Annotated in this window: 13 protein-coding genes; 7 read left to right on the top strand and 6 right to left on the bottom strand. The window is 62.2% G+C overall.

Going from position 1 to position 12786, the window contains the following annotated elements; translation table 11 throughout:
• Positions 1–26: 26 nt before the first annotated feature.
• Complete coding sequence (locus tag AB8B02_RS28095) at positions 27–1658, bottom strand: glycosyltransferase family 39 protein (RefSeq protein ID WP_439065770.1); 1632 nt, start codon at positions 1656–1658, stop codon at positions 27–29.
• 126 nt (positions 1659–1784) lie between these two features.
• Between AB8B02_RS28095 and lepA the strand changes: the two genes are divergently transcribed.
• The 4 genes from lepA (at position 1785) to AB8B02_RS28075 (ending at position 6062) form a co-directional block, all read left to right on the top strand.
• Positions 1785–3590 (top strand): translation elongation factor 4, encoded by a 1806-nt coding sequence (lepA, locus tag AB8B02_RS28090; RefSeq protein WP_089262869.1) that lies wholly within the window; start codon positions 1785–1787, stop codon positions 3588–3590.
• 152 nt (positions 3591–3742) lie between these two features.
• A complete protein-coding gene (locus AB8B02_RS28085; protein ID WP_439065769.1) occupies positions 3743–4090 on the top strand; it encodes a DUF1801 domain-containing protein in 348 nt (115 codons plus the stop codon).
• 69 nt (positions 4091–4159) lie between these two features.
• The gene (locus tag AB8B02_RS28080) at positions 4160–4693 is read left to right on the top strand and encodes a hypothetical protein (protein WP_439065768.1); all 534 of its coding nucleotides are present in this window, start codon (positions 4160–4162) and stop codon (positions 4691–4693) included.
• 148 nt (positions 4694–4841) lie between these two features.
• Positions 4842–6062: an ABC transporter substrate-binding protein gene (locus AB8B02_RS28075; RefSeq protein WP_439065767.1), complete on the top strand. Its 1221-nt coding sequence runs from the start codon at positions 4842–4844 to the stop codon at positions 6060–6062.
• An 88-nt stretch (positions 6063–6150) separates the two neighbouring features.
• On the opposite strand, the gene AB8B02_RS28070 is transcribed toward AB8B02_RS28075, so the two are convergent.
• The 4 genes from AB8B02_RS28070 to AB8B02_RS28055 are packed head-to-tail and all read right to left on the bottom strand — an operon-like array spanning position 6151 to position 9189.
• Positions 6151–7326 (bottom strand): MFS transporter, encoded by a 1176-nt coding sequence (locus AB8B02_RS28070; protein ID WP_439065766.1) that lies wholly within the window; start codon positions 7324–7326, stop codon positions 6151–6153.
• Between the two features lies 1 nt (position 7327).
• Positions 7328–8359, bottom strand: a complete 1032-nt coding sequence (gene arsB, locus AB8B02_RS28065; protein WP_439065955.1) for an ACR3 family arsenite efflux transporter — start codon at positions 8357–8359, stop codon at positions 7328–7330.
• 31 nt (positions 8360–8390) lie between these two features.
• Positions 8391–8843 carry an arsenate reductase (glutaredoxin) gene (arsC, locus tag AB8B02_RS28060; RefSeq protein WP_309947948.1) on the bottom strand — a complete coding sequence of 151 codons (453 nt, stop codon included), beginning with the start codon at positions 8841–8843 and terminating at the stop codon, positions 8391–8393.
• The gene (locus AB8B02_RS28055) at positions 8836–9189 is read right to left on the bottom strand and encodes an ArsR/SmtB family transcription factor (protein ID WP_309947950.1); all 354 of its coding nucleotides are present in this window, start codon (positions 9187–9189) and stop codon (positions 8836–8838) included. The genes arsC and AB8B02_RS28055 overlap by 8 nt, the downstream gene beginning before the upstream one ends.
• A gap of 42 nt (positions 9190–9231) precedes the next feature.
• On the opposite strand from AB8B02_RS28055, the gene AB8B02_RS28050 reads away from it, so the two are divergent.
• Complete coding sequence (locus AB8B02_RS28050) at positions 9232–9771, top strand: DUF6428 family protein (RefSeq protein ID WP_309947952.1); 540 nt, start codon at positions 9232–9234, stop codon at positions 9769–9771.
• Between the two features lie 69 nt (positions 9772–9840).
• Here the strand turns inward: AB8B02_RS28050 and AB8B02_RS28045 are convergent, their stop codons facing one another.
• The gene (locus AB8B02_RS28045) at positions 9841–10821 is read right to left on the bottom strand and encodes a LysR substrate-binding domain-containing protein (protein WP_309947954.1); all 981 of its coding nucleotides are present in this window, start codon (positions 10819–10821) and stop codon (positions 9841–9843) included.
• 205 nt (positions 10822–11026) lie between these two features.
• On the opposite strand from AB8B02_RS28045, the gene AB8B02_RS28040 reads away from it, so the two are divergent.
• Positions 11027–11413: a cupin gene (locus AB8B02_RS28040; protein WP_068733870.1), complete on the top strand. Its 387-nt coding sequence runs from the start codon at positions 11027–11029 to the stop codon at positions 11411–11413.
• Between the two features lie 88 nt (positions 11414–11501).
• Positions 11502–12725, top strand: a complete 1224-nt coding sequence (locus AB8B02_RS28035) for an FAD-dependent oxidoreductase (RefSeq protein ID WP_309947956.1) — start codon at positions 11502–11504, stop codon at positions 12723–12725.
• The last annotated feature ends 61 nt before the right edge of the window (positions 12726–12786 follow it).

Here is a 12786-nt window from a genome sequence, read left to right as displayed (position 1 = left end):
CCGAAAGCTGCTTCGTCAGCGAACGGCTATTTCATTGCTCCAGGCGCCACCACATAGACATTCCACCGCGTGGTCGTGCCGACATTGCCCTTGAAGAAGCGTCGCGTCGACATCACGATGCGTTCGGCATTCGGGAGATTGTCCTTCATCCACGCTTCGCAGCGATCGAATTTCCAGTCACCGACCATGCAGATTCCGATGAAGCCGTTACGCTTCGCTTCGGCCATCGACGTCACGCCTGACGGCCACGGCTCGTAAGGCGTCAGCGGCAGCGGATGATCGGGGCTGTAGAACGTCATCTGCTCGGCGACATCGACGAAGCCCACGACCTCGCTCCAGCGCGTGTGGAAGCGCTTGTGCCAGACTTCGGTGAGTTCGCGCGCGAGTTGCGAGTAGGAGATGTGAGCGAAATTGCCGTTGGCATCGCGCGGCAGTGACGCGATGGCGATCTGCGGTGCGGCGGCGAGCGTGACCAGCGACAGCACCAGCCAGATCGCGGCGAGCCGTACCAGCGCGACCCGCGGCATCTTCAGCGCCGGGATCGCAATGACCGCCAGCGGCACCAGGAAGAACAGCGAGATGCCCCAATCGGTCTTGATGTAGATGTCGAACAACAACGCACCGATGGGCGGGCCGACGGCGACAATGGCCTGGATCAGCCAGATATTCAGGGCTTGGTCCCTGCGGACACCGGGATTGGTGGTCAGTGACCACGGCCGCTTGACGAATGCGCGGGGGTCGCGCGCCACCGACGCCCACCAGCGCGGGCTCCAAGCCAGCACCGCAGCGGCCAGACCCAGCGGCAACAGCAGCAGCGCGACGTTATGGCCGATATAGCCCCATGCCAGCTGCAAACTCTCCCAGCGTGACGAGATCGCATAGGTATTGCCGGCGTAACGAAACGGCGCGTATTCCACCTGCCGCACCCAGTCGAGATGCGGAATCATCGCCGCCGCCATCGTCGCGATGGCGATCCATGGTGCCGGCGAGCGCAGGAACAGCATCCGCTGCGGATGGATCAGCGCGGCCAGACCGATGGCGCCGATCATCGTCACCACCCAGTATTTGGTCATCAGCGCCAGCGCAGCGGCGAGGCCAAGCAATACACCGGAGCGAATCGAGCGCTTCTCGAAAGCGTGCAAATAGGCCAGCACCACCAGCGGTAAAGTTACCAGCTGCAGCAGGTCCGGATTGTATTTGAAGCCCTTGAAATTGAAGATCGGATAGATCGCGACCATCAGCAGCACGAAAAAGGCACGGCGGCGATCGACCACGCGCAGCGCGATCGCCCAGCAAAGGATCATGCCGATGCCGACCGTGACCATGGCGAGCAGATAGGTCGCCCAGTCCACCGGCGGGAAAAATTTGAACCAGACGCCCGAGATCCAGCCCGACAGCGGCGGATGCTTGCCGTAGCCCATCAGGAACTTCTGCCCCCAGGCATAGCCCTCGGAGACGTCGAAATGGATGTCCTGCGCCGCCTTTACCTGGGTCAGGATCGCGGTCCACAGCACCACATGGGCGATCGTGAAGCCGAGCACCAGCAGGACGCTCAATTGCGGATCACACGCCCAGGCAACGAGCCGCGCAGCGCCGCGGCGGCCGATCGACAGCAAGCCCCGGCGTTTGGCGGGGGTAGAGGAAGCGATTGTACTCATGGGCCCCTGCCTAGCGTGTTTCGGGCCGGAGTAAAATCAGGATGCCGTGACGGAAACAGGGCCGGGAATCAGGCCGAAACCCGCATTAAGGTTGCCGCATCGGGGCCTGAATGCTATCCCGCGCGCATGACAACCTCCCCGATTTCGAACGTTCGCAACTTCTCCATCGTCGCCCATATCGACCATGGCAAATCGACGCTGGCCGATCGCCTGATCCAGATCACCGGCGGGTTGCAGGCGCGCGAGATGAAGGAGCAGGTGCTCGATTCGATGGATATCGAGCGCGAGCGCGGCATCACCATCAAGGCGCAGACCGTCCGCCTGCATTACAAGGCCAAGGACGGCAAGGATTACATCTTCAACCTGATGGACACGCCCGGCCACGTCGACTTCGCCTACGAGGTCTCGCGGTCGCTGGCGGCCTGCGAAGGCGCACTGCTGGTGGTCGACGCCTCGCAGGGCGTGGAAGCGCAGACGCTCGCCAACGTCTATCACGCACTCGACGCCAATCTCGAAATTGTGCCGATCCTCAACAAGGTCGATCTGCCCGCGGCAGAACCCGAGCAGGTGAAGAAGCAGATCGAGGACGTCATCGGCATCGACGCCTCGGACGCGTTGATGATCTCGGCAAAAACAGGTCTGGGCGTGCCTGACGTGCTGGAAGCCATCGTGCACCGGCTGCCCCCACCGAAGGGCGACCGCGACGCCACGCTGAAGGCGCTGCTGGTCGATAGCTGGTACGACGTCTATCTCGGCGTCGTCGTCCTCATCCGCGTCGTCGACGGCGTCATGAAGAAGGGCCAGCGCGTCCGCATGATGGGCACCAACGCCGCCTATGATGTCGAGCGCGTCGGCTACTTCACGCCGAAGATGGTCAATGTGGACGAACTCGGTCCCGGCGAGATCGGCTTCATTACGGCCGCCATCAAGGAAGTCGCGGACACCCGCGTCGGCGACACCATCACTGACGACCGCAAGCCGGTCACCGAGATGCTGCCGGGCTTCAAGCCCGCGATCCCCGTGGTGTTCTGCGGGTTGTTCCCGGTCGATGCCGACGACTTCGAAACGTTGCGCGCCGCCATGGGCAAGCTGCGGCTGAACGACGCGTCGTTCTCGTTCGAAATGGAAACCTCGGCTGCACTGGGCTTCGGCTTCCGCTGCGGCTTCCTCGGCCTGCTGCATCTGGAAATCATCCAGGAGCGCCTGAGCCGCGAATTCGATCTCAACCTGATCGCGACCGCACCGTCAGTGATCTACAAGATGCATCTCACCGACGGTGAGGAGATCGAGATCCACAATCCGATCGACATGCCGGACGTGGTGAAGATCGCCGAGATCCAGGAGCCGTGGATCGAAGCCACGATCCTGACGCCCGACGAATATCTCGGCAGCGTGCTGAAGCTCTGCCAGGAACGCCGCGGCAATCAGAAAGAACTCACTTACGTCGGCGCCCGCGCGATGGTGAAATACGAGCTGCCGCTCAACGAAGTGGTGTTCGATTTCTACGATCGCCTGAAATCGATCTCGAAGGGCTACGCCTCGTTCGACTATCATCTGACCGACTACAAGGCCGCCGATCTCGTCAAGATGCAGATCCTGGTCAATGCCGAGCCGGTCGATGCGCTGTCGATGCTCGTGCATCGCACCCGCGCCGAAGGCCGCGGCCGCGCCATGGTCGAGAAGATGAAAGAGCTGATTCCGCCGCACATGTTCGTCATTCCGATCCAGGCGGCGATCGGCGGCAAGGTGATTGCCCGCGAAACCGTCCGCGCGCTACGCAAGGACGTGACCGCGAAGTGCTATGGCGGCGATATCAGCCGCAAGCGCAAACTTCTGGAGAAGCAGAAGGAAGGCAAGAAGAAGATGCGGCAGTTCGGCAAGGTCGACATCCCTCAGGAAGCATTTATTGCGGCGCTGAAGGTCGATAGCTGAGATACAACTGCCAGCCGTTCTGACCAGAGGTACCGCATATGACTGCGATACGGGATGCGAACAGAACGGCGAAGCGACCTCTCCAAGGCTTTTCAGATCCAGCTGTCAAAGCAGCATTCGATCAGCATCCGCCGGCGATCAAGGCCCGGCTTATGGCCCTCCGGCAACTGATCTTCGAGACTGCCGCGGAAATCGATGGCGTCGGTCCGCTCGAAGAGACACTGAAGTGGAATCAGCCGAGTTATCTCACGGCGGCAACCGGAAGCGGCAGCACCATACGGATCGACCGGATCAAGGACACCAACCGGTACGCGATCTACTTCAACTGCAATACCAATCTGGTTGAAACGTTTCGCTCGCTGTATTCCGAAGGCCTGAACTACGGCGGTAACCGAAGCATCATCCTCAGCCTCGACGACGCCCCTCCCGAAGTCGCTCTGCGCCATTGCGTCGGACTGGCACTCACCTATCACCGAAGCAAACGCAAGCCGCGCTCATAGGCACCGCGAGAAGCATTGAGCGGATTCTGCCACGACGCTTGCCGTTTCGCGGCTTTTCGGCGCTTCCGCTTGCAGCTGGAAATGAACGGATCCGCCAATTGCGACGCCCCATTCCCGATGAGTGGAAATTGCATTCCGGAGACCAGTCCCAACAATCTCGCACGCCGCTATGACACGGCGCGCGGATGGTTCGTCGATGCATTGTCCATTGCTGCGGCCGCACTGGCCGTATTCCACTACAATCCGGACGGTGTGATCGCCACGATCGTCGTCTTCATCGGGGCCTACGCCGTCGCGCATTATCTCGGGGACGTGATCTGGCTAACCAGCCTGACCTGGCTCTTGTGGCTCACGATGCTGATCTATGCCTGCACCTTCTTCTATACTTTCAGCCACCTCCCGCTGCTCACCGCTTTGCTCCTGACCATGTTCCTTCCAGGAATTGCGCAAGCCTATGTGATTTGGGATTTGTGGCCCGCGACAAGCCATCCGCTACCCCTGTTCTGTGTGGCCTGGCTCATCCTGCTGGCGATCTGCATTTTTGAACCAACGACGTTCAGCCGGCTGAGCTCCTTCGTCAAAGCAAGACGCCGCCGGAACTAGCCGCCGGTCTAATTTTCCGCCCGCCGCAATGCGGCAGGTTTCTGCGACCAAACATCCCCACGACCGCTATTGCCTCCCCGCTCGCCTCCCCTCATGCTGCCCCCCACGACGCCGAAAACGGCGCGTATAAAAATTTGGGGAGGATTGAATGATCGCGCACCGCACGGTTGCGGCTACGACGTTTGCTGTTTCGCTGCTTTTCGGCGCTTCCGCACTGGCCCAGCAGGCCAATACGCTTCCGCTCAAGATCGGCGTGCTCGCCGACTTCGCCTCGGTCTATGCCGACATCGGCGGCCAGGGCAATGTCGAGGCCGCCAAGATCGCCATCGAGGAATTCGGCGGCAAGATGTTCGACAAGCCAATCGAGCTGGTCACCGCAGATGCGCTGAACAAGGCCGACGTCGCCGCCACCATCTCGCGCAAATGGTATGAGGCCGAGAATGTCGACATGATCATCGACATGCCGACATCGGCCACTGCGCTGGCCGGCATGGAAATGTCCAAGCAGTTCGAAAAGATCATGATCGTCACCGACGCCGCGTCGTCGGACATCACCGGCAAGTCGTGCTCGCCCTATACCGCGCACTGGACCTACGACACCTATGGCAACGCTCACACCGTCGGCAGCGCCATCGTCAAGCAGGGCGGCGATTCCTGGTACTTCATCACGGCGGACTATCTGTTCGGCCATTCCATCGAACGTGACACCGGCGACGTGGTGCGCGCCGCGGGCGGCAAGGTGGTCGGCAGCTCCAAGCATCCGCTCAACACGGCGGACTTCTCGTCCTTCCTGCTACAGGCACAATCGTCCAAGGCCAAGATCATCGGCATGGCCAATGGCGGCGGCGATACCATCAACACCATCAAGCAGGCGTCCGAATTCGGAATCGTCGCCGGCGGCCAGAAGCTCGCGGGCATCGTGATGTTCATCTCCGACATCCACTCGCTCGGCCTGAAGATGGCGCAGGGTCTGATCATCACCGAGGCCTATTACTGGGACTTCAACGATCGCACCCGCGCCTTCGGCAAGAAGTTCTTCGACAAGATGAAGCGCATGCCCACCATGAACCAGGCCGCGACCTATAGCGCCACGCTGCATTATCTCAAATCGGTGCAGGCGGCAGGCACACGTGCCACCAAGCCGGTGCTGGCGAAGATGCGCGAGATGCCGGTGCGCGACGCCTTCACCGATAACGGCGTCCTGCGCGAGGATGGCCGCATGGTGCACAGCATGTTCCTGCTCGAGGTCAAGAAGCCGGAAGAATCCAAGGCGCCATGGGATTACTACAAGGTGCTCGCGGAGGTCCCCGGCGATCAGGTGTTCCGTCCGATGAAGGACGGCGGCTGCCAGTATGTGAAGAAGGACTGAGGGTCTTTCGCGTCAGCAACAACGACCGTCGCCCGGCCTGGCGCGCAATTGCAAGCCTGACCGGGCGGCACGTTAGTTTTCATCGCATTTAAACGATGGCACTCGTTGCCGGCTTCGCCGCTGGGGTCCTTAGCCAAAACAGCGCCAGGAACGCGAGCGACGTCAGCCCGCCTGTGAGCGCCAGCGCGACGCGCGGGCCACCGTGATCCAGCACAAGGCCGAACAGCAGCGGCGCTGCACCCTGCAGGATGCGCGCCGGCGCGGCCAGCCAGCCGGTTCGCATGCCGTATCCGACGGCGCCAAACATCGCCAGCGGAAGCGTTCCGCGCGCGATCGTGAACAGGCCATTGCCGGCACCGTGCAGAAGAGCGAATGGCAGCGCGACGGGCGCTCCGAACAGGATCAGCAATCCGGCGCCAACCGGATGCAGGCCCGCGGCCAGGCGTGCGGATATCATCGCCGACGCATGTCGTAGCAGACCGAATTCTCCGATCCGGGCCGCGACTTGCGCAGGCCCCATCAGGGCTCCGGCGAGCACGGCCTGCGCCGGGGTGGCCCCGAGCGCTTCCAGCAGGCGCGGCATGTGCGCGGCAAAGGCGGTGGTGACAAACCAGGTCGCACCGAAGACGCCCGCCAGAACGATCATCGCCCATGGAATGCCTGATGTGGGGACGGCAGGCTCATCCAGATGCGCATGCGGCGGCGCCTTCGGAACGAGAAAGCGGTTGAGCGGCAGACCGATGACGACGTGCAACGCGGCCCATGCGAAGCAGGCGCCGCGCCAGCCGAAGGCATCGATCATCGCGGCACTGAGCGGCCAGCCGATGGTGCTCGCAAAACCGGCGAACAGGGTGATGCCGGTGATCGCACTGCGGGCCTGTCGTCCCCACAATCCCGCAACCGTCGCAAACGCAGCCTCATACAGGCCGAAACCCATGCCGGCGCCGATGACCAGCCAGGCCAGGGCCAGCGTGATCGGTCCCGTTGCAACCGCAAGCAAGGCCAGCCCCGCCGCAAACATCAGATTGGTGGCGACAAGCACGTCCCGGCCACCGCTGCGGTCGATCATGCGGCCGGCGAGCGGCCCGAGCAAACCCGACACCAGCAGCGCCACGGAGAACATGGCGAAGAACCACGTCCTGGACAGATGCAGGTCGTCGCAAATGGGAGCCGCGAACACGGCCGGAACATAGTAGCTGGAAGCCCATGCCAGTGTCTGCGTCGTACCGAGCGCGGATACGACTTGCCAACGAACGACTGCCACCTCAGGTCACAGCTCCCCGCTCGTACCAGTCCCGTGTCGCCTTCACGATGTGAACCACAGAGAGCATCACCGGCACCTCGATCAGAACGCCGACGACCGTTGCCAGTGCCGCGCCCGATTGAAAACCGAACAGTGCGATCGCCGCCGCCACGGCGAGCTCGAAGAAATTCGATGCGCCGATCAGGGCGGAAGGACCGGCCACGCACCAGGCGACGCCGAGGCGGCGGTTGAGCCAGTAGGCGAGACCGGCATTGAAATAGACCTGGATCAGGATCGGGACGGCGAGCAGTGCAATGACCATCGGCTGCCGTGTGATCTGCTCGCCTTGCAGGCCGAACAACAGCACCAGGGTCAGCAGGAGCGCGACGAGCGATACCGGGCCGAGTAGCGACAGCGCCTGCGATAGCGCCGCCTCGCCTCCCCTCGCCAGCAATGCGCGCCGCCAGAACTGCGCGATCGCCACAGGCACGATGATGTAGAGCAGGACGGACAACAGCAACGTGCCCCAAGGCACGATGATGGATGACAGTCCGAGCAGAAGGCCGACGATCGGAGCGAAGGCAACCACCATGATGGTGTCATTGAGCGCGACCTGTCCAAGTGTGAAGTTCGGCTCGCCATCGACCAGATTCGACCAGACAAACACCATCGCCGTACAAGGCGCCGCGGCAAGCAGAATCAGACCGGCCGTATAGCTATCGATCTGGTCCGCGGGCAGATAAGGCCTGAACAGATGGCCAATGAACAGCCAGGCAAGCAGCGCCATCGAGAACGGCTTCACCAGCCAGTTGATTCCGACGGTCGCGGCAATGCCGCGCCAGTGTGCGCCAACGTGACCGAGCGCTCCGAGGTCCACCTTGAGCAGCATGGGAATGATCATCAGCCAGACGAGAACAGCCACCGGCAGATTGACCTGTGCAATCTCCGCCGAGCCCAGCGCATGGAAAACGGCCGGCATCCATCGCCCCAGCAGAATCCCGACGACAATGCAGAGACCGACCCAGATCGTGAGATAGCGCTCGAACAAGCCCATGGCTGGAGCGGAAACCGGCCTGCCGATGGCCTCACTGGTCATGACGTTGTCCTGCGATCCGCTGGCCGCTCGCATCCACGACCCGGTCGCCATCCTCTTTCGAGAACGCTCCAAGCTGTGGAGTGGGCATGATGTCCAGAACCGCTTCAGATGGCCGGCAGAGCCTCACACCGAGCGCCGAGACCACGATCGGGCGGTTCATCAGAACCGGATGGGCTTCGATGGCGTCGAGCAACTGTTCGTCGGTCAGACTGGCGTCGGAGAGGCCCAGCTCGGCATAGGGCGTTCCCTTCTCGCGCAGGATTTCGCGCACCGATATGCCGGCGCGCGCGAGCAACTGAACGAGCAGAACCCGCGACGGCGGTGTCTTCAGATACTCGATGATATGCGGCTCGATGCCGGCATTGCGGATCATGGCCAGCGTGTTGCGCGAGGTGCCGCAATCCGGGTTGTGATAGATGATGACGTCGACGCTATCAGGCACGTGACAGCTCCTTGCCATCCAACGTGCATGCGGACGCCGTGGCCGGCATACAGATGTCGGGATGACCCGCGCAGCAATCCCGCATCAGGAACTGGATGAGGCCCGACAGGGCGTCGTAGTCAGCCGTGTAGACAATCGAGCGGGCCTCCCGCTTCGCGCTGGCAAGGCCAGCCTGGGTCAGCTCCTTCAGATGGAAGGACACGTTCGAGGCCGACACGCCTGCAGCCTCCGCGACGGCGCCGGCCGGCATCCCGGCGGGACCGGCCTGCACGAGCAGGCGCACGATGCGAAGCCGTGTCTCCTGGGACAGGGCTGCGAAAGCCGACAGGGCTTGACGTTCTTCCATATTTCAATAATCCTAAAAATATCGAATCATGGAGTAACATCGATGCTGGACCTTGCCAAGCCGGAAATTCCGCCTTCGCCGCAGATCGCCGCCGACGACATCAGCATCGGGGCGCTCCTCGCCGCCTGCGACGCGGCACCGGCATTGCCCTTGGTGTTCACCTATAGCGGTCACAGCATTCAGGCGGGCTACCACATCACCGAAGTCAAGGCGGGCGCCTTTTCCGCACTTGATTGCGGCGGCAATCCCGAAGCGTGGTCGGAGATCTTCGTACAGTTGTGGGACATCGTCGAAGATGACCGGACCCATATGACGGCGGCTAAATTCGCCGCCATCATCCGGAAAGTCTCCGACCATGTCGCTCTCGATGCCAATGCGCGGCTGACCTTCGAAGTGAGCGATGGCGTCGCGCCGATGCAACTACACTGCGCGGATACCCCGCGCATACAGGGCGACGTTCTCACGGTGACGCTTGCCCCGCGTCCGGCGAGTTGCAAGCCACGCGACCGCTGGCTGGAGGCGCAGAAGGAAGCCAGTGCATGCTGCGCGCCGGTATCGTCCAAAAGCACGTGCTGCCGGTAGACGCCGCGGTTCAGACCGGAGACCTGTTACTGGACTCTCAACGAGAGCGCGCGGTAGAGCCCACAATCATTATCCTTTGCCACCTGCAGTCGTTGCGCTGCGTCGATCCGCGAGGCGACCAGTCTCTTTTGGCAAAGCTCCTGGCGAGGAGCCGGGATGCGCAGACGCCTGGGCTTGCGACAGCAACCATGCGCGGAATGCCTGCAGCAAAGGATTTTCGGCTTTCTCCTCCGGACAGGCGAAATAGTACGAGCCGACGCTTTTTAGCGTCAGGCTCGACAACACCTTCAATTTGCCCGACCTGAGTTGATCGGAGATCAGGAATTCCGGAAGCAGGGCGACGCCAAGACCGGAGCTCGCCGCGCTGATCAAAGTGGACTGGATATCGAAACGCGGCCCGCGGATCACATTCGTGCCGCCGAGCTCCGCAGCGTCGAACCAGCGACGCCATGCATCGGCGCGTGTGACGAGATGCAGAAGCCGCAGCTCGGCGACCTCGCTCGGCGGCAATTCGCCGCGCCTGCCGATCAGCGTCGGCGATCCGACCGGCAGAAGAATTTCGTCGAACAGATGGTCTGCCTGCGTGCCGGGCCAGTCCGGCTGGCCGAAGTAGAGGGCACCATCGAGCGCGGTCTCGCTGAAGAAGAAGCGCGTGTTGCGCGCACTCACATTGACGGCGACGCCGGGATGGCGCGCATAGAAGTCCGGCAGGCGCGGAATGAGCCACTGGGCGCCGACAGTGGGCAGCGCCGCGACGTCCAGAACCATGCCGTCGGCCTCATAGCCCATGATCTCGAGCGCATCGCGCTCGATCCGCTCGATCGTCTGCGCCACGCGGGTGCTGTAGGCCGCCCCTGCCCGCGTCAACGTGATGCGTTTCTTGATCCGATGAAACAGTTTCACGCCGAGCTGCGTCTCCAGCTGCGCAATCTGGCGCGACACCGCACTTTCGGTCAGCGCGAGTTCGCTGGCGGCACGGGTGACGCTGAGGTGTTTGGCAGCCGCGCTGAACGCCATCAGCGCGCCGAGGCTCGGTATTCTGCGGCGCATAGTTCATTCCAAAAACGCAAGATGTCCGCAGATTAAATTGTTTGCACGCCTAAGCACAAGGCAACAATCTCCCCGCGGATGACAAAAGTCATGGCGGGCGGCGACCTCTGGCGAGGTCACGCCCCGGCAACGGTCTCAAGACATGCAGACTGCAGCGCGGTGCCCCGCACAGGTGCTTCGGTCATCAACTTCAAGGAGCACATCAGTGGCAGTCAACAAATTGCATGACGAATTCCACACGCTCGACATGGAGAGCGGCTGGCAATTGCCCGAGGGCTACGATCCCGCGTCGGGCGCGCTGGAGAAGATCCTGTCCGGATCGCTCGATACCGCGAACAAACGCGGCAGCCGGACGCGATTGCTGAAATTCCCTCCGGGTCTCTTCACCACGCAGCAGATCGTTCACGACCACTGGGAAGAAGTCTTTCTCGTCTCCGGCGACCTGATCGTTGGCAACGACGAGAACGGGCAAGGCGGCACGCCGTTCGCCGGCTACACCTACGCCGTCAGGCCGCCAGGCGCGTGGCATGGTCCGTTCAAATCCGAGGGCGGCTGCCTGCTTCTCGAAATGCACTACTACGATCCCGCCTGAGAGCCCAGAGACGATGACGGCAGCCTCTTAGAGGGGCCGCCGATCCGAGCCGATGCTCACTGAAATCCCCGCAAGAGGTCTTGATAGAATGAGTAATGCGAAGCTTCCCGTCATCATCGCCGGTGCAGGGCCGGTCGGCATGGTGGCTGCCGCAGATCTGGTGCGACAGAACATTCCGGTTCTGGTGCTCGAGAAGAACGACGCGCTGAGCAGCGAGTCGCGCGCATCGACGTTCCATCCGCCCACGCTGGACATGCTCGACGATCTCGGTTTCGCCAGCACGTTGATTGCACAGGGGCTGAAGGCACCGACAGTGCAGTACAGCTCGTCCGAGGACGGTGTGCTCGGAACATTCGATTTCGCGGCGATCTCCGATCTGGTGCGGCATCCGTTCCGCCTGCAAGCCGAGCAATTCAAGCTCACGCGCATCATTCTGGATGCCCTGTCCGGCAATCCATTGTTCTCGATCGCGTTCGGCAGCGAGGTCAAATCGGTCGAGCAGAGCAGCGATACCGTCAAGGTGGTGGTCACGGCCAACGGCCACGACACCACGCATGAATGCGCCTGGCTGATCGGCGCCGATGGCGCGAACAGCATCGTTCGCCGCAGCCAGGACATGGAATTCGAGGGCTTCACCTGGCCCGAGCGTTTCCTCGTGATGACGACACCGGTCGATTTCACCGCGCTTCGGCCGGGCGTCTCATCGGTCAGCTATGTCGCCGATCCCGAACGCTGGTACTTCCTTCTGCGTATCCTCGGCGCATGGCGCGTGATGATGCCGGTGGCCGCGGAAACATCCGATGAGGAAGCACTGTCCGAAGCCTATGTGACGGCGTCGATCCGGCGGATCGTTCCCGCAGAGCTGGAGGCCCGCATCCTCCACACGACGCTCTATCGTGTGCACCAGCGCGTCGCCGCGAACTTCCAGAAAGGCCGCACATTCCTGGCCGGTGACGCCGCCCATATCAACAACCCGCTCGGCGGCATGGGCATGAATGGCGGCATTCATGATGCATTGAACCTGACCGCGAAGCTGGGTCCGGTCATCAACGGCACGGCTGATGAGAGCATTCTTGCCGATTACGATCTGCAGCGCCGGACGGTCACGATGCAGGCCATTCAGGGCGACACCATCCGCAACAAGAAGAACCTCGAAGCGAAAGACGAAGCCGATCGTGCGCGTTTCCGCGACGACATTCGCGCAGCAGCCGCCGATCCGGAAAAGGCACGAGCGCTATTGCGCCGGATCGCGATGCTCGACTCGCTTGAGCGGGCAGGTGCGTTGCATGTGGCTGAGCACCGCCCGGGGTGATCAGCAACTCTCTCTGAGACGATGTCGACGGCAACCGGTCACTCGGCTGGATAAGAACCGC

It is taken from the genome of Tardiphaga sp. 862_B3_N4_1 (genome assembly GCF_051811085.1).
In the GTDB taxonomy this organism is placed as follows: domain Bacteria; phylum Pseudomonadota; class Alphaproteobacteria; order Rhizobiales; family Xanthobacteraceae; genus Tardiphaga; species Tardiphaga robiniae.
This window is presented reverse-complemented; position numbering and strand designations above follow the sequence as displayed.

Coding starts and splice junctions, on each gene's coding strand:
- AB8B02_RS28095 (WP_439065770.1), bottom strand. CDS start 1,658: ATGAGTACAATCGCTTCCTCTACCCCCGCCAAACGCCGGGGCTTGCTG.
- lepA (WP_089262869.1), top strand. CDS start 1,785: ATGACAACCTCCCCGATTTCGAACGTTCGCAACTTCTCCATCGTCGCC.
- AB8B02_RS28085 (WP_439065769.1), top strand. CDS start 3,743: ATGGCCCTCCGGCAACTGATCTTCGAGACTGCCGCGGAAATCGATGGC.
- AB8B02_RS28075 (WP_439065767.1), top strand. CDS start 4,842: ATGATCGCGCACCGCACGGTTGCGGCTACGACGTTTGCTGTTTCGCTG.
- arsB (WP_439065955.1), bottom strand. CDS start 8,359: ATGGGCTTGTTCGAGCGCTATCTCACGATCTGGGTCGGTCTCTGCATT.
- AB8B02_RS28055 (WP_309947950.1), bottom strand. CDS start 9,189: ATGGAAGAACGTCAAGCCCTGTCGGCTTTCGCAGCCCTGTCCCAGGAG.
- AB8B02_RS28050 (WP_309947952.1), top strand. CDS start 9,232: ATGCTGGACCTTGCCAAGCCGGAAATTCCGCCTTCGCCGCAGATCGCC.
- AB8B02_RS28045 (WP_309947954.1), bottom strand. CDS start 10,821: ATGCGCCGCAGAATACCGAGCCTCGGCGCGCTGATGGCGTTCAGCGCG.
- AB8B02_RS28035 (WP_309947956.1), top strand. CDS start 11,502: ATGAGTAATGCGAAGCTTCCCGTCATCATCGCCGGTGCAGGGCCGGTC.